Consider the following 22,116-nt stretch of genomic DNA (forward strand, 5'->3'; position numbering starts at 1 on the left):
TGTTCTATATTCCGCTGTTAAGTTTTGGTTTTCCGCTAAAATGATAGGCATTCCGCTTGTTTTCTTCTATATTCCGCTGTTAAGTTTTGGTTTTCCTCTAAAATAATAGGCGTTCCGCTTATTTTATTCTATATTCCGCCGTTAAGTTTTGATTTTCCGCTAAAATGATGGGCATTCCGCTCATTTTGTTCTATATTCCGCTGTTGAATTTTGATTTTCCGCTAAAAAATGGCTTTATATCCAATGGATGGTTAAAATTTTAGCGTTCTCTTGACTCCTCTATCCTATTTTGTAGGAAATGAAGACATTTCTCACTGAGTCCGCCGAGTTCGCCGTGGGGATAAACGGCATAAAATTTTCTTTTGAGGCTGAAATCAGCAATGTTGAGGAGGCTCAAACTGCCTTCTGAAAGCTCTTTTTGAATGGAAGACACAGACAGAAACGCCAAGCACGAGGAATGTTGCAAATAATGCTTAATACTCTCCGTACTACCGAGATAGATAGCTGTTTAAGGGTTCAGTTCATTTTTGTTGCGAAAAATAGCCCAAAAGTACCTCCAAACTGCCCGAGCCTGCCTCTCTTAGTGCCAAAGGCTGCGTGAGAATGTCGCTGAGGCGGAGATGCACCTGCCCCACCAACGGATTTTGAGCGGAAGCCACTGGCACAATTTCATCATCAATCATCGGAATATATTTGAGTTTCGGTCGGCGGGTTTCGCCCTCTATAAAGCCTAAATCAATGTCGCCAGAGAGGACATTGTTTTTTGCTACATTGTCATTCCGATGTCTATTCCTTTGATTTTTCTATAAATATCGGTGGCATAATTGTCCGTCATCCCACTCACGAAATCCAACACGCCCAAAACTTTCTGATAGACGCTATCGGTCTCGTACTTAAACTGTTGCGGAATGAGTTGGAGGGCTTTTTCATCGTATTTTTTCCGTTGGGAATGAGGTTTTAGCATCGGTGGAATTAAATGGTGCAACAGTTCATACATCACATTATAACCTGCATTTTCTATCTCCACCACGGCTTTGTGATTGTAGATTTTCTCGATGGAAAATTGCTCTATATCCTGCAAAGATCGGTTATCACGCTTGTAAATTCCCAATAACGATTTCTGTAGCGTTCCCTCAAAAATGACTTGGCTATTCTCTTGGTACAATTGCACGGCTTTGGTGACCAATGCGTTAATCACCTTGGCACGGAGGTAGGAAATTTGCTCATTGGCGTTAGAAATGGTTTGCAGTTTTTCATCTACCCTTTTGGTATTGCCCTCCACGGATTTAATCAGGTCGTAGAAGAGATTTTTGCAGTCCGCCGTGGCGACAATCCCCAGCCGATGGGCATCTTCCATATCTATAATATTGTAGCAAATATCGTCCGCCGCCTCTACCAACCACACGAAAGGATGGCGTTTGTAGCTGAGTGGTTCGTGGGTGTCCTGTTGCATAGCGGTCTGGCGAGCAATGTGCTGAAAGGTGGATTTTTCGTTCTGAAAAAAGCCGAATTTCTTTTTATAAATGATGCTTTTATCCTTCGCAATGGACTCGCAAGGGTATTTGGCGATGCTTGCCAATGTGGTGAAAGTCAGCTGTGTACCGCCAGCGTCTTTGCCATTTTGTTGATTGGTTAAAATCCTAATGGCATTGGCATTGCCTTCAAAATTAACAAAGTCCGCCCATTCTTTTTCGGTAAATTGAGGTTTGAGTTCGGCTTCATTTTTTTCAAAATAACTGGCGATGGCATCTTCTCCCGAATGTCCAAAGGCAGGATTGCCAATATCGTGGCACAGACACGCTGCCGCAATAACCTCGCTCAACTGATGTTGGTAAAAATGGGTGGCTTCTTCGGACAATTCTCCAGCGAAATGGGTAGAGATATACGCCCCCACCAAACTGCCCAAACTGCGCCCCACAGAGGAAACCTCCAACGAGTGCGTGAGCCGATTATGCACAAAAACACTGCCTGGCAAAGGGAAAACTTGGGTTTTATTCTGCAATCTTCTGAAAGCAGAGGAGAAAATAATTCGGTCAAAATCCCGCTGAAAATCATTGCGAGAGACCTGAGTGGGGGTGTGATTTCCTGTTCTTTGGTTGGTAAAAAGCTGATTGAGCATCATTCCGATTTGAATATAAAATAAGGTACAAACTTAAGAAAATTATTCTTTTCTACGGATGGAAATAATCTGTACTGGCGCTTTAAGCAGTTGTTTTTGTCCATAATTTTCCCACATAACGGTTTCGCCTTTTTGGATTTCTTCCACCACATCCATTCCTTTAACCACCTGCCCAAACACCGCAAAGCCATAACCATCAGGGTTTCTCTTGCCACCAAAGTCTAACTGCGGCTGGTTCTGATGCACCACAATAAAAAATTCCGTAGTGGCAGAATTGGGCGAGAGCCTTGCCATAGAAATAGCGCCCACTCTATGGGTGAGCCCCGTTTGTTGCGTGGTTTCTATCTCTATCGGGGAATGTAAATTAAGGATATCGTTCTGCACGCCGCCTTGTATAACCTCTATTGGAATGGGGCTATTGGGTTGATTGTCCAACCGAACCACGCGGTAAAACGAAGTGCCATCGTAAGTTTTTTCATCTACATAACGGAGAAAATTAGCCACGGTTTTAGGGGCTTTATCTTCGTATAAATCTAACTCTATATTGCCTTTATTGGTCTCTATAATCACTTTAGTTTGTGCAGAAAAATGGCTTATCCCAAGGCACAAAACCCAACTTTTAATTAGTGTTTTTATCATTTTTGCTTTCATTTTTTCATCAAATATAATGATTTTTTTGTTAGAATAGATGGATGAAGTCAGAATAATAAAAAAGAAGTGATGGAAATGCATTTACGGTTTACTATATTATCTTAACATCATCCCCTCTATATTTCGGTTTATTTTATTAACTTTGCTGAAATTTAAAATCTATACTAAAAATGAAATTTTTTATTGACACAGCCAACTTAGAGCAAATTAAAGAAGCCAAAGATTTGGGCATTTTAGACGGGGTAACCACTAACCCTTCCCTTATGGCAAAGGAAGGCATCCAAGGAAAAGAAGCCATCCTAAAACACTATAAAACCATTTGTGAGTTGGTTGATGGCGACATTTCCGCAGAGGTTCTCTCTACCACTTATGAGGAAATGATTCGTGAAGGGGAAGAACTTGCAGCCATCCACCCAAATATCGTGGTTAAAATCCCGATGATTAAAGATGGCGTGAAAGCCCTTAAATACTTCTCCGACCGAGGTATTAAAACCAACTGCACCCTTATTTTCTCCGCAGGGCAAGCGCTATTAGCCGCCAAAGCGGGTGCCACTTATGTTTCGCCTTTCTTGGGAAGATTAGATGATATTTCTACTGATGGCTTAGGCTTAGTTGAGGAAATTCGTGTCATTTATGACAATTATATGTACGAAACGCAAATTTTAGCCGCTTCTATTAGAAACTCTATGCACATCATCAATTGTGCTAAAATTGGTGCCGATGTGATCACTTCTCCATTAGCGCCTATTTTAAGTTTATTAAAACACCCTTTAACAGATAATGGTTTGGCGCAATTTGTGGCTGATGCTAAAAAATTGAGCTAATACAATATAATAATCACCAACACACCACTACCCTGGCTTCTCCAAAAGCTGGGGTTTATTAAATCATTATGAATAAGGAACTTAACAAAGAAATCAAATTTCAAGATTTAGGACTTCAAGCCTATCAAACCGCTTTTGATACCCAAGAAAGTTTGATGAAAAGCATCATTGACCTCAAACTAAAAAACCGCGATAGAACTGATGGCTTGTATGAAAAAACACCCAACTATTTCCTATTTGTGGAGCATCCGCATGTGTATACTTTGGGAAAAAGCGGCGATGAACACAATATGCTCATCAACGAAGAGCAACTCAAAAAAATCAATGCTACTTTTGTGAAAACCAATCGTGGTGGGGACATTACTTACCACGGTTTTGGGCAAATTGTGGGCTACCCTATTTTGGATTTGGATAATTTTAAAACCGATATCCACGCCTATATGCGCAGTTTAGAGGAGGTGATCATCCGCGTGATTGCGGAATATGGGCTTAAAGGCGAGCGCTCCGAAGGCGAAACTGGCGTATGGCTGGATGTTGGAAAACCCTACGCTCGGAAAATCTGCGCTATGGGCGTAAAAACTTCTAAATGGGTGACTATGCACGGCTTTGCCCTCAATGTTAATACCGATTTAAAATACTTTGAATACATCATTCCGTGTGGTATTAAGGATAAAGCGGTTACCTCTATGGAACGGGAGCTGGAGCGGCATTTTTCAGATGAAGACATCCGCGTTTTAAAAGAGAAAATAAAACAGCATTTTACTGCCGTTTTTGAGTCCAATTTTATTTAAAAATAAAGTATTTTAAAGCCTATTCGTAAAGTTTAGGCTTCGCTTTGTTTTGAAAATAACAAAAAAAAGATTATCTTTGCTACCATTCAAAACTAAAACAATGGCAGAATATAAATTATTACTTCCGTCTATGGGAGAAGGCGTTATGGAAGCGACGATTATCTCTTGGCTCTATAACGAAGGCGATAGCGTATCAGAAGATGATAGCGTGGTAGAAATAGCAACCGACAAAGTGGATTCTGATGTGCCCACGCCTGTTTCTGGGAAAATCGTAAAAATCCTTAAGCAAAAAGATGAAATTGCCCAAGTGGGAGAGCCCATCGCGATATTAGAAACCGAAGCTGAAGGTACTGAAACCGCTACCCCTGAGGCAACATCCACACCGATAGAAAAAGCACCAGAACCTACGCCAGAGCCAGAAGTCATCAGTACTTTAGAAGAACCACTAAAAGTGGCTCAACCTGAGTTTTCTGGCGATTTATACCTCTCGCCGTTGGTTAAATCCATTGCTCAAGAGGAAAACATTTCTGAAGAAGAGTTAAAAAACATCCACGGAACAGGCTTAGAAGGGCGAATTACTAAAGAAGATATTTTAAAATTTGTAGAAAATCGGACAAGTACAAAACCGACTTCTGCACCGAAAGTAGAAACGCCAAAACCAGCCACCACAGCACCTGCAACGCCAATCAGCATTACCGATGGCGATGAAATTATCCAAATGGATCGGGTGAGAAAAATCATCGCAGACTCTATGGTTAGGAGCAAGCAAACGGCGCCGCATGTGAGTTCTTTCATAGAAACCGATGTTACCAATGTGGTTAAATGGAGAAATAAAAACAAAAACAGTTTCCAACAGCGCGAAGGCGAAAAACTGACTTTTATGCCTATTTTCGTGCGTGCTATCGTGAAGGCTATTCAAGATTATCCGTTAATCAATGTCTCTGTAGATGGCGATAAAATCATCAAAAAGAAAAATATCAACATCGGAATGGCAACTGCAATGCCTGATGGCAATCTTATTGTCCCTGTGATTAAAAATGCAGATCAACTTTCGCTCAGCGGATTGGCTAAAGCCATCAATGATTTGGCTTACCGTGCCAGAAATAAAAAATTAAGACCCGAAGACACCCAAGGGGCTACTTACACCATTTCTAACATCGGAACTTTTGGAAATTTAATGGGGACGCCTATTATTCCACTGCCGCAGGTGGCTATTCTGGCTGTGGGCGCTATTGTGAAGAAGCCTGCCGTTTTAGAAACGCCTGATGGCGATGTGATTGCGATTAGACAAAAAATGTTTATGAGCCACTCTTATGATCACCGTGTGGTAGATGGTTCTTTGGGCGGAATGTTCCTAAAAGCCGTTAACGATTATCTTGAAAATTGGGACTTAGACACCGATATTTAATCATAAAAACGATGTTGGAGCTATTTTCAGCATCGTTTTTTTGTTTAGCCCATTAGAAATTGCTACATTTGTTCTATTATTTTTAAAATTACAACACTATGAAAAAGTTATTAGCCGTATTAGCTCTATCCGCTTTTACCATTTCTTTCGCGCAAGAAACACCTAAAAAAGCTTGTTGTGCTCACAAAAACAAAGATAAAAAAGAATGCACCACGAAAGATAAAAAAGACAAAACAGAGCACAAAGACTGCAAAACCAAAGCGGAAAAAGGTGCTAAAAAATCTTGCTGCGCTTCTAAAAAGGCAGCGTAACGAAAATGAGAAAAGGCGGTTTTTTAATGAACTGCCTTTTTTATAACTTTTATTTCATAATTGATATAAAAAATAGATGGAACGGGTTATTCTATGGACAGATACCGCCAAAAAATCATTTGATGATAATATTACCTATCTTTTAGAAGACTGGACAGAAAAAGAGATAGAAAATTTTATCAATAAAACCGATGCTGCAATAGAAAATATTCGTTATCAGCCTTATATTGGTAAGTCTATCAATGGATATCCAGAGTATCGGAGCCTACTTGTTGTACCACAGATCAGTTTAGTATATCGTGTAGTCAATAATTATGAAGTTCTTTTAATCACTTTTTTCAATAACTACCAAAATCCTTATAAATTAAAGGTATTTCTCTCGTAAAACCTGCATATATTCTTTATGCTCTTGGACTTTACCATTTTTGTAGTCCTCTTCCGCTTTTTCTATTTCATAGAGCAATGCCTCTTGAGGTTTAATTAAAGTTAGAATTTTTAGCACTTCATCTGGCGTAAAAGATAACGATTTTAATTTTCTATAAAAAGTAGGCGCAGGAATTCCGACTTGCTCAATAATATATGTTTTTTTTAAAGGACTATTATTCAAAAGCCCTTCAATTCCTTCCAATATATTTTTATAAGCAATAACTTCTTGTATCATATTTGATAATATTTAATTACATTTATGGCAAATATACAAATTAAAAATGATACTTTAATATTAAAAAATCTATTCTCCCAAACACCGTTGAAATTTCATCTTAGAAATTCTTTAACTGCAACAGTCTAAACGATATAAGATTATTTCCTTTTTGTAAAACTGGTGTAGCCTTCATAAGGTTCTAAATATCCTTGGTTCCAATAAGATTGGAGTAGAGATTCTATGAATTCATCGTGTCTGTAGCGGTGTGGGTCGTAGGGTTCTTTAATATCCACATCTGCGATGTTGCCCTTAACATTCCACCAAAAAGCACTCCAACCGCCACGAAGTTCTTTAATAATTTCGTAAACCGTTTTGCCCGTGGCGCGGCTCATCAGTTTTGCAAATATTCGCCCTTCGGAAGTGGTTAAATCCCGCAACTGTGCCTCATATTGTTGTGCCAACTCCTCTTGCTTTTGCCTTGCAAAGCGGCGCTTTTCTGATTTATCCGAAAACTTTGCCATTTCCTCCTCTACCTCTTGGTATTGCTCCAAAGCTTTTAAAAATAGAGGATAAACTCGGTTCAGTTTTTTACTTAAAAAAAAGTAATAATTTTTATCTAACTGATTGTTAAACTTCGGTTTATAGAGAATTTTTACTTCATCTAAAACCACTACCGTTTCGCCATCTATTTCGTAGATTTTAGCCCGTTGCTTGGCATCATAATAGTAATAATGTCCAGATTCATCTTTTTGTAATGCCTCTTTAGGATACTGAGATAAAGAGGTTATCGTAAGGGTATCTTTGGTTTGGGCAGAAACTAAAAATCCAAAACAAAGAGAAATTATTGAGGTGGTTATTCTAAAATTCATTATTTTTACAGCCATATTAAAGTATAAAAAGCAAAAGCAAAAATCATACCTTTTAAGATTATGAAATTCAAAAAAAAATCATTGGCATTTTTAGAAGATTACCTTAATACCGCCTCTCCTACGGGCTACGAGCACGCTGGGCAGAAAAAATGGGTCAATTATATTCAACCTTTTGTAGATGAAGTCAGGTTAGACCACTATGGCACGGCTTATGGCATCATCAACCCTGAGGCAGATTTTAAAGTGGTGATAGAAGCCCACGCCGATGAGATTTCTTGGTATGTCAATTATATTACCGATGATGGCTTAATCTATGTGATTAGAAATGGGGGCTCGGATCAAAGCATTGCGCCGTCCAAAGTGGTACACATCCACGGTGAAAAAGGTATTGTAAAAGGCGTTTTCGGCTGGCCTGCCATCCATACGAGAGCCAAACAAGAAGAACCAACACCCAAAATAGAAAACATCTTTATAGACTGCGGCGCCCGCTCCAAAAAAGAAGTGGAAGATTTGGGCATTTCCGTAGGCTGTATGATCACTTATAATGATACTTTTTTTGAGCTGAACCAGCGCTATTTCGTTGGTAGAGCGCTGGACAACCGCATCGGTGGATTTATGATTGCCGAAGTGGCAAGACTCCTCAAAGAGAATAAAAAGCAACTGCCTTTTGGGCTTTACATCACCAATTCTGTACAGGAAGAAGTGGGACTCTATGGCGCAGATATGATTGCCGACACCATACAACCCAACATCGCTATTGTCACCGATGTTACCCACGATACCTCTACGCCATTCATCGATAAGAAGAAAGAAGGCGACCAAAAATGTGGCGATGGTCCCGTGGTTTTCTACGCACCGAGTGTTCATCATCACATCAGAAATCTCATCACAGAAACTGCAAAAAAGAACAACATCCCATTCCAAAAAGCGGCTGCCAGTCGCGCCACAGGAACGGATACTGATGCCTTTGCACATTCTAATGGCGGGGTGCCTTCTGCCCTGATTTCCTTGCCGTTACGCTATATGCATACCACGGTAGAAATGGTGGACAAAACCGATGTGCAGCATGTTATTTCCCTCATTTACGAAACCTTGCTCAACATAAAACCCGATATGGATCTCAAATATTTTAAATATTAAACATAGGGGCAACCTGATATAAAAATTGACAAATGCTATGCAAGAACAAGTTGTCTTAGTAACGCCAGAAGACCAAGTGTTGGGGCTGATGGAGAAAATGCAAGCCCATAAAAGTGGACTATTACACCGTGCTTTTTCCGTGTTTTTATTCAATGAAAAGGGCGAAATGCTCATTCAGAAAAGAGCCGCACAGAAATACCACTCGCCATTATTGTGGACCAATGCCGTTTGCTCCCACCCCAGAGCCCACGAAACCTATATGGAAGGCGCCAAAAGAAGGCTCAAAGAAGAATTGGGCATTAGCGTAGAGCTTCAGGAAAAATTTAACTTCATCTATAAAGCCGAAGTGGGACAAGGCCTCTGGGAACACGAGCTGGACCATGTTTTTGTAGGTACTTATAATGGTGATTTTCACTTAAACCCTAATGAAGTTGCCGAAGTTCAATTTATTGATATAGAAAGCCTTAAAAAAGACATCCAACAACAGCCTGCGCGCTATACCGAGTGGTTTAAAATCATCTTAAACGAATATTTATCCGAAATAGAACATCATAATTAAAATCTAATGAATAAAAAAACAGCCTTATTTAACAAACACATCGCCTTAGGGGCGAAAATGGTCCCTTTCGCTGGTTTTGAAATGCCAGTACAATACACGGGCGTTACCGAAGAACACTTTGCTGTAAGAGAGAAAGTCGGCATTTTTGATGTCTCGCATATGGGACAATTTTTCATAGAAGGAAAAACCGCAAAAGATTTATTGCAATGGGTGACTTCTAACAATATAGAGGCTCTACAAGATGGCAAAGCCCAATATTCTTGCCTTCCGAATGGTAAAGGCGGCATTGTAGATGATTTAATTGTCTATAAAATGAATAATGAGCGCTATTTTGTGGTCGTAAATGCCTCTAATATTGAAAAAGATTGGCAACACATTTCTCAATATAATGAGCAATTTGGTGCTAAAATGACCAATGTTTCTGATGAAATGTCGCTCATCGCTATCCAAGGGCCTAAAGCGGTAGAAACGCTACAAAAACTCACGCCTGTTAACCTTTCGGAAATTCCGTATTACCACTTTACCGTGGGTACAGTAGATGGCGTGGGAGAGGTCATCATCTCTAATACAGGCTATACGGGCAGTGGCGGCTTTGAGATTTATTTTAAAAACGAATATGCTGAGCAGATTTGGGATGCCCTAACCCAAGCCGGCGAAGCCTTTGGGCTTATCCCTTGTGGTTTAGCGGCACGCGATACTTTGAGGTTAGAAAAAGGGTTCTGCCTCTATGGTAACGATATTGATGATACCACCTCGCCATTGGAAGCTGGTTTAGGCTGGATTACCAAACTGGATACAGAGTTTGTAGACCGAGATTTCCTCGCAGCGCAAAAAGAGGCTGGCATCACCAAAAAATTAGTCGGTTTTGAGATGCAAGAAAAAGCCATCCCAAGGCATGGTTACGCCGTGGTAGATGCCGAAGGTAATACGATAGGCAGGGTTACTTCTGGAACGATGAGCCCAATGAAAAAAGTCGGAATTGGGTTAGCCTATGTGGCAAAACCGCACTTTAAAATCGGTAGTGAGATTTTTATTCAAATTAGAAATAAAAATATCCCTGCCCAAGTGGTTAAAATTCCATTTGTATAAAAACAAACGCCCTCTGAGCATCGTTTCAGAGGGCATTTTGTTTTTTATTCAATTTCATCTAAATCGCCAGAAACGCCTAATCCAAAAAGGGCAAAATCATATTTGGCAGGATCTTGAGCGTCCCATTTTCTGATGGTTTGGTCTAAGGCTTCCACGGTTTTCCAATCGTTTTGTTTTCGGGTGAGAATGCCTAATTTTCGGGCAATATTTCCCGTGTGTACATCTAACGGAATGGATAAATGGGCAGGATTTAAGCGCGTCCAAATTCCAAAATCTACGCCACGCTGGTCTGTTCTGACCATCCAACGAAGGTACATCATCAGCCGTTTAGCCGCCGAGTTTTTATAAGTGGAACTGATGTGCTTATGACTGCGGTGGGACTCTTCGCCTAAAAATTGGGTTCTAAAGCGCTCCAAGGCGTGATAAAAATTGGTCTCGTTAGGAAGCATCAAAAATAAATCTTCCAAAGAGGGATATTGCTGATAAACCACTTTCATCCTCTTCATAAAATGAACAAAATCAGCACTGTGGAAAGTCCGATGCAAAGCTCTATCGCCGATGTTTTTTAAATCGGATTCGGTATGGTTTAGTACAAAATCGTAAGGGTTGTTCCCCATAATATTGAGGATGTTTTCCGCACTTTTGATAATGGATTTACGGTTACCCCAAGCGATGGTGGCAGCTAAAAAACCTGTAATTTCCACATCTTGCCTAACCGTAAAACGATGCGGAATCTGGATGGGATCGTCATGAATAAAATCTGGATGGTTATAGTGGTCTGCCTTTTCATCCAAAAAATCTTTCAGTTCTTGTTCTCTCATCATTTATAGTGGAATAGCCTCCAACGCCTTTGGGAGGTAGGTTTCTGGAAAAATCTGGCGTGCCTCATCGGTAAAAACGCTTAAATCCGAATAGCGGTTAGAGAAATGCCCTAAAATCAACTTTTTCACTTGGGCTTTTTGGGCTATGGTAGCCGCTTCTTTCGCCGTGCTGTGCCCTGTGTAGTCCGCCATATCTTTCAGTTCGTGTAAAAAGGTCGCCTCGTGGTAGAGCACATCTACGCCCTCAATTATCGGAATAATGGATTCTAAATAGCGGGTATCACTGCAAAAAGCATAAGCAATGGAAGGCTCTGGCGGCAGCGTTAGAACTTCATTTTTTAGGATAAAACCATCAGAGAGTTCAAAATCTTTACCTTTTTTAAGTTGATGATAATCACAAACTTGTATTTCTGGATATTTTTTAATTTCTTCAATATTAAGGCGGCGTTCTTTGGGTTTTTCTCTAAACAAATAGCCGTTACAATAAATCCTATGATCCAGCGGAATGGTATAAACTTCCACCTTGGCATCTTCATACACTTTCACCGATTGATGCCCTTCTAACTCGTGATAAATGACCTCAAAACCTCTGTGGGTTTCGGTGATGTTAAAAATGGTTTCCAGCATTTCTTTAATGCCCTTAGGTCCGTAGATGTGCAGCGGATTTTCTCTGCCCAAAAGCCTAAAAGATGCCACCAAACCAGGCAACCCAAAGCAATGGTCACCATGGAGATGCGAAATAAAAATATGATTGATTTTAGAAAATTTAGCCTTGGCTTTGCGGAGCTGTACCTGTGTGCCCTCGCCGCAGTCTATCAAAAAATAGCGCTCTTGCATTTCTAAAAGTTGTGCCGTGGGCGATGAGTTGACCGTGGGAATTGCGGAATTAAAGCCTAATATCGTTAATTGTGCACTCAATGGAATTGTTTTTTAAGTCTTGACAAAGGTCGGCAAAATTTATCAACTATTCAAGGTTTCTCAGTAATTTATCAAGAGCTCTCCTGCGATGGCTTATAGCGTTTTTCTCTTCGGGTGCCATTTCTGCAAAGGTTTTGGTGTAGCCTTCTGGGACAAAAATAGGATCATAACCGAAGCCTTGATGTCCTAAATGTTCGTTCAAAATCTGCCCCTCTACTCTACCCTCAAAATACTGAATACCAGAGCTATCAATCGCACAAAGCACCGTAATAAAATAAGCTTTGCGGTGGTCTATGCCTTTCATTTCCTCTAAAACTTTAGCGATATTGGCTTCAAAATTATGGTCGCCAGCGTACCTTGCGGAATAAATCCCTGGGCGACCATCTAACGCCTCCACTACCAGACCGCTATCATCACCGATGCTCAAAAGTCCTGTCTTCTCAAAGCAATATTTTGCCTTAATGAGGGCATTTTCCTCAAAAGATTGACCATCCTCCACGATTTCATCGTACAGTTGATAGTCGGTTAGGCTTTTCACCTCAAAATCTGAACCTAAAATTTGCTGTATTTCGGCTTTTTTATGCTCGTTGTGTGTTGCGATAAGTATTTCTTTAGCCATAAATGATTATTTTTTATTTTTCAATATGATGGATTTTTCTATGCATAAACAAATAATAAAATCCACCGAAAATTAGTATTCCGACAAAAAATCCGAACCATAGATTGAGACCCAGCCATTCTGCCAAGGTTTCTTTATCCGAATAAAACATCATCAAAAAAGAAAGTAAATTATTAAACGCGTGCAGTAAAATGGGCAATAGTATAGATTTGGTTTTGTAATATGCCAAGCCCAGTACCAAGCCCAACATCGCCGCACCAATAAATTGCCAAGGGTTGCCATGCACCAAACCAAAAATTAACGCCGAAAGAAAAATAGCTTGTTTAGGTGCCAGCCCTTTATTGATAAGCCCTCGCTGGATAATGCCTCGGAATAAAATTTCTTCTAACAGCGGCGCCAACCCTACTATCATAATGAACATCCCCACTGATTCTGCCTGCATTTGTTTAAAAATACCATTAACATAACTATACCACTCTGCCAGCCAGCCTTCCGAAGTAGGGACAAGCGCCGCAATGCTCTCGGAAATTAAGGTCATTCCTAACATCATAAAAAATGGCAAAATATAGTCTAAAACAGGTAATTTTTTGAAGCTAAAACTTAGCGGTCGCCCTGTTTGCTTCCGAACGACAAAATAATCAAACGTCACAATAGGTACACCCATACTCAGGATAAAACTGAGCATCATAAAACCCATACCATACTGAATATCAGTCTTAAATATAAACATATCCAGCACCATAATCAGCGACAATACCAACTGTACCAATAGATAGGAAATGATGATGACACCCACGCCAGTTCCTGTAAGAGTGAATTTATTCTGCATCTGTTTATTTTTTGACAAATATATTAAATTATGTGATACCGCGCGGCATCGCTGCCCATCCTATAACCGTGCGGCTTTAATCTTTAAGTATTTTTTTATCTTTGTGGCAAAATAGAAATTAAATCAATGAAGAACATACTCACTACCGCGTTTTTAAGCCTTGTTGCAATGCCGCTATGGTCGCAAGTTTCTCCTGACTACCAAGATCATTTCAGCTTTGAAACTTATAAAGACCGCGTTATTTTTATACAAACCAAAATCCAAAATCAGCCGCTCTCTTTTTTCTTTGATACGGGCGCTACCACTTCTTTATTAGACCAAAATACTGCCGAAAAACTCGGTATAAAGTCCAATCATCAGCAAGATGTCTCTGGTGCAGGCGGCAAAAAAAACTTATCATATGGCGCTGAACCAAGCGGTGGAAGTGGGAAAAACCTCGTTGACTGGGGTTAATTTAATTTTTGATGATTTAGCCGGTTTTAGAAAAAGTTTTGGTCGCCAGTTTGATGGGATTATCGGCAATGCTCTCCTCAGCCAATATAAAACGGAAATCAATTTTGACCAACATCAGTTTTATCTTTACCGTTTTGATACACCGCTCAATCTTGATGGTTATCAAGCAGTTCCGTTTGAGTTTAAAAATGGAATTCCTATTCCGCAGTTTGATATTGAGGTGAAAATCAACGGAAAAAACTACCAAGGTACCATTTTATTTGATAGCGGTGCGGGGCTCGCTCTGTTATTTAATGCGCCTTTTGCCGAAGAACACCAACTGCCCAATGCTGACCAAAAACGCCTAACTTCTTATTCTCAAAATCTTTCTAAAACCTCTGTTCCTAAGGATTTTATGGTGGAAGAGTTGCACTTTGGCGGTTATACTTTTAAAGATTTTATCGTTTCTGCCTCTACCGATAAAGCGGGAGTGAGCGCTATAAAAAGCTATTTAGGCATTATGGGGCGGAAATTATCAACCGTTTTAACTTGGTGCTTGATTACGAGAAAAAAATATTTTACATTAAACCGAATTCCTTGTTTGATAAGGCGTTTAGGCTGCCACTCACAGGATTTACTTTAGAGGAGGAACAGGGCAAAATTCAGATTAAAAACATTCCTTTTTATCAAAAAGGATTGAGAAAAGGTGACCAAATTCTCTCTATCAATGGTAAAACTTGCTTAGAAACGATGGAAGAAGAACTCAAAAAAGGGGGCAAAAAGATGAAATTAAAGCACCTACTCTATCATCTTTTGAAATAGCATATGAGCCTTTATAGATCAAAAAAGTTACCTTGATAAGGTAACTTTTTATTTTGAGATGATAAAAAGGATTACTTTTTATTCTTATCAAAACTCATCATCCATTGGATGCCGAAGCGGTCGGTAAGCATTCCGAAATAATCGCCCCAAAAAGTGTCCATAAGAGGCATCGTGATCGTGCCGCCCTCCGCAAGTTTTGCAAAAATATCATCGGCTTCCTCCTTAGAGTCGGCAGAAAGTGCCACCGAAAAATTATTGCCTTGTTGGAAAGTCGGAGCCCAATCGCCGAAACGCCCTACATAAGGGAACTCGCCTCCGAAAACAGATTGATAAAAGGTAAAAGCTTTTTCGCAATTACCATTGAAATTGAGATAAATGTTAGGTGTACCATTTTGTTTTATTTTTTGATTGGTTAAAGTATTAAAAAAGATTTAATGATTAAAAGATTCAATGATTTTTTATTCTAAATTTCGGCTTAGCGACAGATTTTTTCAATGCTTTTGCCTTTAGCTAGCTCATCAATAATTTTATCCAAATAGCGGACTTTTTGGGTTAGCAGATTTTCAATCTCCTCCACCCGATAGCCACAAATGACACCTTTAATCAGCGAGGCATTGGGGTTCAACTGGGCGCGTTCAAAAAAGGCTTCAAAAGTCAGTTGTTCATCAATCGCTTGTTGTAATTGTGGCTCATCAAACCCCGTGAGCCATTGGATAATTTGATGAAGTTCGGCTTGGCTACGCCCTTTGCTTTCTACTTTTTTGAGGTAATGTGGATAGACTTCGGCAAAGGTAAGCCGTGCTATTTTTTGGTTATGTTTCTCGGTGGGTTGCATTTGCTATTTTGATTAAAAAACTAAAATTTCACAATAAACCCTCACCAAAATAGCGAGGGTCGTTGTGTTTTATTTAATATAAATGGTTTCGTTCATATCGGCATAGCTTTTCAGCTCGTGGTGGGTAAAACCTTGGTCTTTCATCCAATCATCGCTATAAACTTTGCTGATGTATCTGGAGCCGTGGTCTGGGTAAATGAGCACCACCACATCATCTTCTTTAAATGGATGCTCCTGCGCGTATTGCAACAAGGCTTGCGTAACCGCCCCTGTGGTGTAACCGCCCATAATGCCTTCTTTAAGCGCGACTTCGCGGGTTCTGTATGCGCTGTCTTCATCATTCACGCGGACAAAAGTATCAATTAAATCAAACCTAAGCGCCCCAGGTATTAAGTTTTTCCCTAAACCTTCTATTTGGTAAGAATGGATTTCTTCTTTGTTGATTTCCCCTGTCTCGTGGTAGGTTTTTAGGATAGATCCATCGGCATCTACACCAATGATTTTAATGTCTGGATTTTGCTCTTTTAAAAACTTCGCAGAGCCCGAAAGCGTGCCTCCTGTCCCTGTACAAGCGATAAGATGCGTGATTTTGCCTTTCGTTTGTTCCCAAATTTCTGGACCTGTAGAGGTATAGTGGGCATCTATATTTAACTCGTTGAAATACTGATTGATATAGATAGAATTAGGCGTTTCTGCCGCTATTCTCTTCGCTACTTCGTAATAAGAGCGTGGGTCGTCCGCTGGCACATTGGCAGGGCACACATAAACTTTGGCACCCAAGGCTTTAAGGTAGGCAATTTTTTCAGGCTTGGTTTTATCACTCACAGAAAGAATACACTGATAACCTTTGATAATGCTGACCATTGCGATAGAAAATCCAGTGTTTCCAGAGGTGGTTTCTACAATAGTGGCACCTGGTTTTAGGAGTCCTTTTTTCTCGGCTTGTTCTATAATGTGAAGTGCAATTCTATCTTTTGTAGAATGCCCAGGATTGGCAGATTCTAACTTAGCATAGACCTTGGCACTGATGTTTTTTGTAATTTGGTTGAGTTTAATCATAGGGGTGTTCCCTATCATTTCCAAAATATTATCATAAACCTGATTGTCCATATCATTCATTTCTCAAAAAAACTGGGTGCAAAGTTAGTAAAAAATTAAAAATACCACTATTAAATGAGCGTTTAATTTTCAAGCTCTATTTTATACTTTATTATCACGGTGCAGACTTATAAAAATCTGTTAATTTAAACGAGAAATAAGGCTATTACAAAAAGAAATATTAACTTTGCCATAATTATAAAAAATTAAAATCAACTTATTACAATGATAAAACAATTCGCTACATTCGGGCTTTTAGCCTTGGCACTTACAGCCTGCAACAAGAATAAAGAAACCAAAGTTGTCATCAATAAAGAAACAGGAAAGGCAGAAACCATCGCTGTAGAGCAACCACAGGAAGAAACTGCCAAAATTCCAGAAGTGAAGCCTGCCATCACTGATTCTGCAGGGATTTATTCCGTAAAATTTCACTTAGAGCAAGGGAAAACTTATCCCCTCACTTCGTTTCAGAAAGATATTACCACCGTGAAAGACCCTACAGGAAAGACCATGAGCGCTACACAAGAGATGACGGATGAAATTACTTTTACCGTAAATGGCATAGAAAATGGCGTTTATAATATTACCGTTAATCTGGTGGGGAAAGTCAATAAAACCTCGGCACAAGGCAAAACTGTGGTGGTAGACACCAAAAAAGCCGCCCCTAAGGAAGAACAACTCAAAGCGATGTGGACGGTCAACAAAGCCCTTTCTGGCAACCAACTTCAGCTCAAAATGAACGAATCTGGCGAGGTGCTATCCATTGCTGGTTTTGATGCCATCTATAAAAAAATAGAACAACAGACCGCCAGCTTAATCAAAGATGCCAAACAAAGAAAAGAGTTTATAGAAGGCTTTAAACAAGGTTTTAATGAAAAAATGTTTAAAGAGCAATTTACCAAAAGCCTCAACATTCTCCCTAAAAAAGGCGCTAAGATTGGGCAATCTTGGACAGAAACCGAAAATCTAACCCCTGATGGCAAACTCAAACTGACCACTACTTATACTTTGTCTAATGTCACTGGAGATCAGGCGGAAATCAACATTAAAGGTGGTATTCCTAAAAAATCGGAGAGTAAAAAGCAAGAAGGCATCACGCATAGCATCAGCATAGAAGGCAACCAAAGCGGAAAAATTGTCTTAGATGCTCACTCTGGCTGGGTGCTCACTTCTAAACAAACCATGACCACCACGCAGAAAGAAAGCCTTTCCGATGGTAAGCAAAGCCAAACGATGACGCAAACCACCAATTCCAGTGTAACCCTTAACCCTTAAAACCACTTAATGATGAAGTATATTTTGGAGCTTATTCTGACCACCATTGTGATTTTTTTCGTGTGGAATATTCTTAAACGCCTATTTTTCAATCAGTTTTATCAATATTTTCCGCATCAGAAGAATCAAAATAAAACCAATCATCCTCAGCAAAAAGGCGAAAAAAATAAAACTTCAAACCTCAATTGGGATGCCGAAACTGTAGACTACGAGGAGGTAAAAGATTCATCTAACCGCTGATATTTTATGCTGAAATCTAAAAAAAACATCGTTTATATTGTAGGCTGTTTGGGGCTGTTTCTCCTTTTTGCCTTGTTTTATGCCTACCCTATTTTCTCGGGAAAGCAACTGATTCAGCCCGACATTGTCCATTATAAAGGTGGCGCCAAAGAACTCTTGGACTACCGCGCGCAGCACCACGAAGAAACCTATTGGAGTGATGCGATGTTCGGCGGTATGCCCACTTATCAAACTGGTGCGCAGTTCCGTGGCGATCTGATTAAACAAGTGGACAAAGCGCTCAATTTCCTGCCGAAGCCTGCCAATTATCTATTTTTACTTTTTGCAGGTTTCTTTTTATTAGGAATGGTGGTCGTTAAAAACTGGCGGTATGCCCTATTGGGCGCTACATTTTTCGGTTGCTCTACCTATTATTACATCATCATTGCTGCGGGGCATAATGGAAAAGTCCACACCATTGCTTATTTTGCGCCATTGTTGGCAGGCATTCTCTTGCTTTATATGCGAAAAAAATATGTGGCAGGCTTCATTGTAACCGCTTTGTTTATGGGCTTACAGATGGCAGCCAACCATATCCAGATGACTTATTATCTGTTCATCGCCATAGGGTTTTTAATCCTCTCCGAAGCCATTAGAGCTTTCAGAGGACAGAGCACTTGGCTTCATTTTGGTAAAGCCACAGGACTTCTGGCGCTGGCCGTAGCACTCGGTATCGGGATGAATGCCCAAAGGATGATGGCCAATGCCGAATATGTAAAAGAAACTGTAAGAGGTAAAAAAATCCTTAAAGATCACACCCAAGCCGAATCTTCGGGTATGGACAAAGAGAGCATCACTATGTGGAGTTATGGCAAATTGGAAACCCTTAACTTAATGATTCCGAGGCTCTACGGCGGCGGTAGCCAAGAGGAAAGCTCCGATGAATTCAAGAAAAATGTAAGGCAAACCTTAGAAAACGAAACCGACGATCCTCAACAACGCGACTACATCTACGAGGTGATGATTAACCAAGTGCCAAAATATTGGGGCGACCAACCTGGCACTTCTGGACCTGCCTACCAAGGGGCTATCGTTTGTTTTTTAGCAATTTTAGGCTTTGTCTTTGCTCAAAAAAAATACAAATATTGGATTTTAGGCGCTACTATTTTGAGTATTATGTTGGCGTGGGGACATCACCTGATGTCACTAACCGATTGGTTTATAGATTTTGTGCCGTTCTATAATAAATTTAGAGCGCCTTCTTCCATTTTAGTCGTGGTAGAGCTGTTATTTCCGTTGATTGCTATTTTAGGATTGTATCAATTTTTTACCAACCCAAAGCTATCTACTGAGGAAAGACAAAAAAAATTACTCTACACCACTGCTGTTGTGGGCGGATTTTTGCTGATATTATGGCTCGGTGGGCGTTCTTTCTTGGATTTTTATAGACCCGAAGAGCAACAAGCCTTGCCAGATACCCTTTTAGAATTGATAAAAAACGAACGATATAGAATGTTCCGCGTGGACACCCTAAAAGCTTTGCTTTATGTGCTCTTAACGGCTGGAATTTTATTCTTAAGTTTGAAGAAAAAACTGCAACCCTATATCGCATTGTTGCTCATTGGGGCATTGAGTTTGTTTGATTTAGTGACCGTTAATCAGCGCTACCTTAACAGTTCCAACTTTGTAGATAAAACCTTTGCAGAAAACCCTTTCCAAACCGAAAATAACGAGTATCTTGCCAATAAAGCGGGCAACAATCCTTATATTCAAAACCTACTCTCCCAAGTGCACATCAACAAAACTTTGGCGACTTTGGCAGAGAAAGACACCACACATTATCGGATCTTCAACACCACTTTGGGCACCTTTAACGAGACCAATACTTCCTATTTTAAATCTTCTATTGGAGGCTATAGTGCGGCTAAATTGCGCCGTTATGATGATTTAATCAATGCCTATTTTGTGCAGCAAGACACCATTAAAATGCCTAAAATACTCAATATGCTGAATGCGAAATATTTTGTGGTGGGCAATTCTGAGCAACAAGAAGTCATTTCTAATATAGAAGCCAATGGCAATGCGTGGCTGGTGTCTAATATAGAATGGGCGAATACGCCAAACGAGGAATTAGCCAAAATTGGAGAAATCAATTCTAAAACAACGGTAGTCATCAGCACCGATGATAAGCCTTATTTAAAGGGGAAAAACCTGCAGCCAGATGCCGAAGCGTTTATCCATCTTAGTTCTTATCAGCCCAACGAATTGATTTATAAAACCACTTCTAAAACGCCTCAATTGGCAGTATTTTCGGAGATTTTTTACCCTTATGGTTGGAAATTCTTTATCGATGGTCAAGAGCAACCGTACATCAAAGCCAATTATTTATTGCGTGCAGCGTATGTGCCTCAGGGACAACACACGATTAAAATGGTTTTTGAACCCGAAGTTTTATCAAAAGGGAAAATCGTTTCAATGTTGGCTTTCGGTATATTTTTGATATTGAGTATATTAGGAATTTTTTATATTGCTAAAAAACGAAATGCCAAAGCCTAAAAACATTCTTATTATCTCTTATTACTGGCCACCTGCAGGCGGTCCAGGGGTACAGCGTTGGCTTAAATTTGTAAAATACCTCCCCGATTTTGGTTGGACTCCAACGGTCTATACTCCTGAAAATCCGAGTTATCCTCTGATTGATGAAACCCTCAACGCAGAAGCTTCCCCACAGACCAAAATCATAAAAACGAAAATTTGGGAGCCTTATGCCATCGCAGAAAAGCTCAATCGACAGAATAAAAAATTCAAATCTGGGCAGTTTGATGTCGGCAAAAATCAATCATGGAAATCCAAACTTTCAATCTGGATTCGTGGGAATTTTTTCATCCCTGATGCTCGCGTGTTTTGGGTGAAGCCATCGGTCAAGTTCCTAAAGCGGTATTTAGAGCAAAATCCCACAGAGGTTTTGGTGACCACGGGACCGCCGCATTCTATGCATTTGATAGGGCTTCGGCTCAAAAAAATATTCCCGAACCTGAGATGGGTGGCGGATTTTCGAGACCCCTGGACAGAAATTTCTTATTACCAACATCTTAAATTAACGCCCTTTGCCGACCGCAAACATCGGCATTTAGAGCAAGAAGTTTTCCAAAATGCAGACCTCGTTTTAGCCACCAGCTACACGGATGCGGCACATTTTAAAGCCCAAGGTGCCAATGCGTTCTGCATTACCAATGGCTTTGATAAAGAAACAGAAAATTCATCAGAAACACTTGAGCATCAAGGCTTTGTGATGAGTTATATTGGCGTTTTGGAACAGTTGCGAAATCCGAAAGTTTTATGGACTGTTTTAAATGAAATTTTAAAAGAAGAACCTTCTTTCAGTCAAGATTTTAAGTTGAAATTGGTGGGGAAAATAGACCCTCAAATCATCCAAGAATGGCAAGGCACACCACTACAATCCAAAATAGAAATTTTAGGCTACCTCTCTCATAATGATGCTGTTACGGAAATGAAAAATGCCGATGTTCTTCTTATAACCAACTTTCCGAACCCTCAATCTCAAGGGATTATTCCAGGGAAATTATTTGAATATCTTGCTTCGGGACAACCTATTCTTTCTTTTGGTCCGCCAAGTGCAGATGTGAAAAAAATTCTCCACGAAACCCATACAGGCAAGCATTTCACTTACGCTGAGGCCTCCAAAGTGAAAAGTTATATTCTACAAATATACCAACAGTGGAAATCTCAAAGTATGCCAACCCAACAGCGACAAATTCAGCAATTTTCAAGGAAAAACCTTACAAAGCAATTGGTTGATCTTTTGGAAAAAATAAACTAATTT

General features: G+C 39.9%; 27 protein-coding genes and 1 pseudogene. 15 read left to right on the forward strand and 13 right to left on the reverse strand.

Features of this window, described 5'->3' with window-relative positions; genetic code table 11:
- Positions 1–259: 259 nt before the first annotated feature.
- The 4 genes and pseudogenes from NYR17_RS06195 to NYR17_RS06210 all read right to left on the reverse strand — a co-directional run bounded on the left by NYR17_RS06195 (position 260) and on the right by NYR17_RS06210 (position 2,758).
- Complete coding sequence (locus NYR17_RS06195) at positions 260–502, reverse strand: LysR substrate-binding domain-containing protein (protein WP_367997967.1); 243 nt, start codon at positions 500–502, stop codon at positions 260–262.
- 19 nt (positions 503–521) lie between these two features.
- A pseudogene (locus NYR17_RS06200) lies at positions 522–752 on the reverse strand (LysR substrate-binding domain-containing protein); the annotation flags it as partial.
- Between the two features lie 14 nt (positions 753–766).
- Positions 767–2,122 carry a deoxyguanosinetriphosphate triphosphohydrolase gene (locus NYR17_RS06205; RefSeq protein WP_302504862.1) on the reverse strand — a complete coding sequence of 452 codons (1,356 nt, stop codon included), beginning with the start codon at positions 2,120–2,122 and terminating at the stop codon, positions 767–769.
- Between the two features lie 39 nt (positions 2,123–2,161).
- A complete protein-coding gene (locus tag NYR17_RS06210) occupies positions 2,162–2,758 on the reverse strand; it encodes a peptidylprolyl isomerase (protein WP_302504863.1) in 597 nt (198 codons plus the stop codon).
- Positions 2,759–2,940: 182 nt separating this feature from the next.
- On the opposite strand from NYR17_RS06210, the gene fsa reads away from it, so the two are divergent.
- The 5 genes from fsa to NYR17_RS06235 all read left to right on the forward strand — a co-directional run bounded on the left by fsa (position 2,941) and on the right by NYR17_RS06235 (position 6,489).
- The gene (gene fsa, locus NYR17_RS06215; protein WP_302504864.1) at positions 2,941–3,594 is read left to right on the forward strand and encodes a fructose-6-phosphate aldolase; all 654 of its coding nucleotides are present in this window, start codon (positions 2,941–2,943) and stop codon (positions 3,592–3,594) included.
- A gap of 68 nt (positions 3,595–3,662) precedes the next feature.
- Entirely contained in the window at positions 3,663–4,385 is a 723-nt protein-coding gene (gene lipB / locus NYR17_RS06220) for a lipoyl(octanoyl) transferase LipB (RefSeq protein ID WP_302504865.1), read from the forward strand.
- A 100-nt stretch (positions 4,386–4,485) separates the two neighbouring features.
- The gene (locus tag NYR17_RS06225; RefSeq protein ID WP_302504866.1) at positions 4,486–5,793 is read left to right on the forward strand and encodes a dihydrolipoamide acetyltransferase family protein; all 1,308 of its coding nucleotides are present in this window, start codon (positions 4,486–4,488) and stop codon (positions 5,791–5,793) included.
- A 98-nt stretch (positions 5,794–5,891) separates the two neighbouring features.
- A complete protein-coding gene (locus NYR17_RS06230) occupies positions 5,892–6,104 on the forward strand; it encodes a hypothetical protein (RefSeq protein WP_302504867.1) in 213 nt (70 codons plus the stop codon).
- Positions 6,105–6,180: 76 nt separating this feature from the next.
- Positions 6,181–6,489: a type II toxin-antitoxin system RelE/ParE family toxin gene (locus NYR17_RS06235; protein ID WP_302504868.1), complete on the forward strand. Its 309-nt coding sequence runs from the start codon at positions 6,181–6,183 to the stop codon at positions 6,487–6,489.
- Here NYR17_RS06235 and NYR17_RS06240 read toward each other — a convergent pair.
- Both NYR17_RS06240 and NYR17_RS06245 read right to left on the reverse strand, forming a co-directional pair.
- The gene (locus NYR17_RS06240) at positions 6,469–6,765 is read right to left on the reverse strand and encodes a hypothetical protein (protein WP_302504869.1); all 297 of its coding nucleotides are present in this window, start codon (positions 6,763–6,765) and stop codon (positions 6,469–6,471) included. The two genes, NYR17_RS06235 and NYR17_RS06240, sit on opposite strands and share 21 nt — an antisense overlap.
- A 140-nt stretch (positions 6,766–6,905) precedes the next feature.
- The gene (locus NYR17_RS06245; RefSeq protein WP_302504870.1) at positions 6,906–7,616 is read right to left on the reverse strand and encodes a DUF4294 domain-containing protein; all 711 of its coding nucleotides are present in this window, start codon (positions 7,614–7,616) and stop codon (positions 6,906–6,908) included.
- 60 nt (positions 7,617–7,676) lie between these two features.
- Here NYR17_RS06245 and NYR17_RS06250 point away from each other — a divergent pair, with 60 nt between their 5' ends.
- The 3 genes from NYR17_RS06250 to gcvT are packed head-to-tail and all read left to right on the forward strand — an operon-like array spanning position 7,677 to position 10,404.
- Complete coding sequence (locus tag NYR17_RS06250; RefSeq protein WP_302504871.1) at positions 7,677–8,756, forward strand: M42 family metallopeptidase; 1,080 nt, start codon at positions 7,677–7,679, stop codon at positions 8,754–8,756.
- Between the two features lie 37 nt (positions 8,757–8,793).
- Positions 8,794–9,315 carry an isopentenyl-diphosphate Delta-isomerase gene (idi, locus tag NYR17_RS06255; protein WP_302504872.1) on the forward strand — a complete coding sequence of 174 codons (522 nt, stop codon included), beginning with the start codon at positions 8,794–8,796 and terminating at the stop codon, positions 9,313–9,315.
- A gap of 6 nt (positions 9,316–9,321) precedes the next feature.
- On the forward strand, positions 9,322–10,404 hold the full coding sequence (gene gcvT, locus NYR17_RS06260) for a glycine cleavage system aminomethyltransferase GcvT (RefSeq protein ID WP_302504873.1): 1,083 nt from the start codon (positions 9,322–9,324) through the stop codon (positions 10,402–10,404).
- Between the two features lie 44 nt (positions 10,405–10,448).
- On the opposite strand, the gene NYR17_RS06265 is transcribed toward gcvT, so the two are convergent.
- From NYR17_RS06265 to NYR17_RS06280, 4 genes are read right to left on the reverse strand one after another with little or no spacing between them, the layout of a single operon-like run.
- Positions 10,449–11,225, reverse strand: coding sequence for a TIGR02757 family protein (locus NYR17_RS06265; RefSeq protein WP_302507023.1), 777 nt, complete (start codon positions 11,223–11,225; stop codon positions 10,449–10,451).
- 3 nt (positions 11,226–11,228) lie between these two features.
- Positions 11,229–12,143, reverse strand: a complete 915-nt coding sequence (locus NYR17_RS06270; protein ID WP_302504874.1) for a ribonuclease Z — start codon at positions 12,141–12,143, stop codon at positions 11,229–11,231.
- Between the two features lie 46 nt (positions 12,144–12,189).
- Positions 12,190–12,762: an RdgB/HAM1 family non-canonical purine NTP pyrophosphatase gene (gene rdgB / locus NYR17_RS06275; protein ID WP_302504875.1), complete on the reverse strand. Its 573-nt coding sequence runs from the start codon at positions 12,760–12,762 to the stop codon at positions 12,190–12,192.
- Between the two features lie 13 nt (positions 12,763–12,775).
- On the reverse strand, positions 12,776–13,591 hold the full coding sequence (locus tag NYR17_RS06280; protein WP_302504876.1) for a CPBP family intramembrane glutamic endopeptidase: 816 nt from the start codon (positions 13,589–13,591) through the stop codon (positions 12,776–12,778).
- 126 nt (positions 13,592–13,717) lie between these two features.
- On the opposite strand from NYR17_RS06280, the gene NYR17_RS06285 reads away from it, so the two are divergent.
- The 3 genes from NYR17_RS06285 to NYR17_RS06295 are packed head-to-tail and all read left to right on the forward strand — an operon-like array spanning position 13,718 to position 14,845.
- On the forward strand, positions 13,718–14,044 hold the full coding sequence (locus tag NYR17_RS06285) for a retropepsin-like aspartic protease (protein ID WP_302504877.1): 327 nt from the start codon (positions 13,718–13,720) through the stop codon (positions 14,042–14,044).
- Positions 13,992–14,666, forward strand: a complete 675-nt coding sequence (locus NYR17_RS06290) for an aspartyl protease family protein (RefSeq protein ID WP_302504878.1) — start codon at positions 13,992–13,994, stop codon at positions 14,664–14,666. Before NYR17_RS06285 ends, NYR17_RS06290 begins: the two co-directional genes overlap by 53 nt.
- Positions 14,621–14,845: a PDZ domain-containing protein gene (locus tag NYR17_RS06295; protein ID WP_302504879.1), complete on the forward strand. Its 225-nt coding sequence runs from the start codon at positions 14,621–14,623 to the stop codon at positions 14,843–14,845. Before NYR17_RS06290 ends, NYR17_RS06295 begins: the two co-directional genes overlap by 46 nt.
- Before the next feature lie 71 nt (positions 14,846–14,916).
- Here the strand turns inward: NYR17_RS06295 and NYR17_RS09690 are convergent, their stop codons facing one another.
- From NYR17_RS09690 to NYR17_RS06310, 3 genes are all read right to left on the reverse strand, one after another.
- Positions 14,917–15,090 (reverse strand): VOC family protein, encoded by a 174-nt coding sequence (locus tag NYR17_RS09690; RefSeq protein WP_438826600.1) that lies wholly within the window; start codon positions 15,088–15,090, stop codon positions 14,917–14,919.
- A 230-nt stretch (positions 15,091–15,320) separates the two neighbouring features.
- Positions 15,321–15,680 carry a DUF2200 domain-containing protein gene (locus NYR17_RS06305; protein ID WP_302504880.1) on the reverse strand — a complete coding sequence of 120 codons (360 nt, stop codon included), beginning with the start codon at positions 15,678–15,680 and terminating at the stop codon, positions 15,321–15,323.
- Positions 15,681–15,749: 69 nt separating this feature from the next.
- Positions 15,750–16,790: a PLP-dependent cysteine synthase family protein gene (locus NYR17_RS06310; protein ID WP_302504881.1), complete on the reverse strand. Its 1,041-nt coding sequence runs from the start codon at positions 16,788–16,790 to the stop codon at positions 15,750–15,752.
- Between the two features lie 213 nt (positions 16,791–17,003).
- On the opposite strand from NYR17_RS06310, the gene NYR17_RS06315 reads away from it, so the two are divergent.
- From NYR17_RS06315 to NYR17_RS06330, 4 genes are read left to right on the forward strand one after another with little or no spacing between them, the layout of a single operon-like run.
- The gene (locus NYR17_RS06315) at positions 17,004–18,053 is read left to right on the forward strand and encodes a DUF6263 family protein (RefSeq protein ID WP_302504882.1); all 1,050 of its coding nucleotides are present in this window, start codon (positions 17,004–17,006) and stop codon (positions 18,051–18,053) included.
- A 12-nt stretch (positions 18,054–18,065) separates the two neighbouring features.
- Positions 18,066–18,293, forward strand: a complete 228-nt coding sequence (locus NYR17_RS06320) for a hypothetical protein (RefSeq protein ID WP_302507027.1) — start codon at positions 18,066–18,068, stop codon at positions 18,291–18,293.
- Positions 18,294–18,299: 6 nt separating this feature from the next.
- Positions 18,300–20,828 carry a hypothetical protein gene (locus NYR17_RS06325; protein ID WP_302504883.1) on the forward strand — a complete coding sequence of 843 codons (2,529 nt, stop codon included), beginning with the start codon at positions 18,300–18,302 and terminating at the stop codon, positions 20,826–20,828.
- A complete protein-coding gene (locus NYR17_RS06330; RefSeq protein ID WP_302504884.1) occupies positions 20,815–22,113 on the forward strand; it encodes a glycosyltransferase in 1,299 nt (432 codons plus the stop codon). Before NYR17_RS06325 ends, NYR17_RS06330 begins: the two co-directional genes overlap by 14 nt.
- Positions 22,114–22,116 lie beyond the last annotated feature (3 nt).

This window comes from Riemerella columbina (assembly GCF_030517065.1).
Classification (GTDB): domain Bacteria; phylum Bacteroidota; class Bacteroidia; order Flavobacteriales; family Weeksellaceae; genus Riemerella; species Riemerella columbina_A.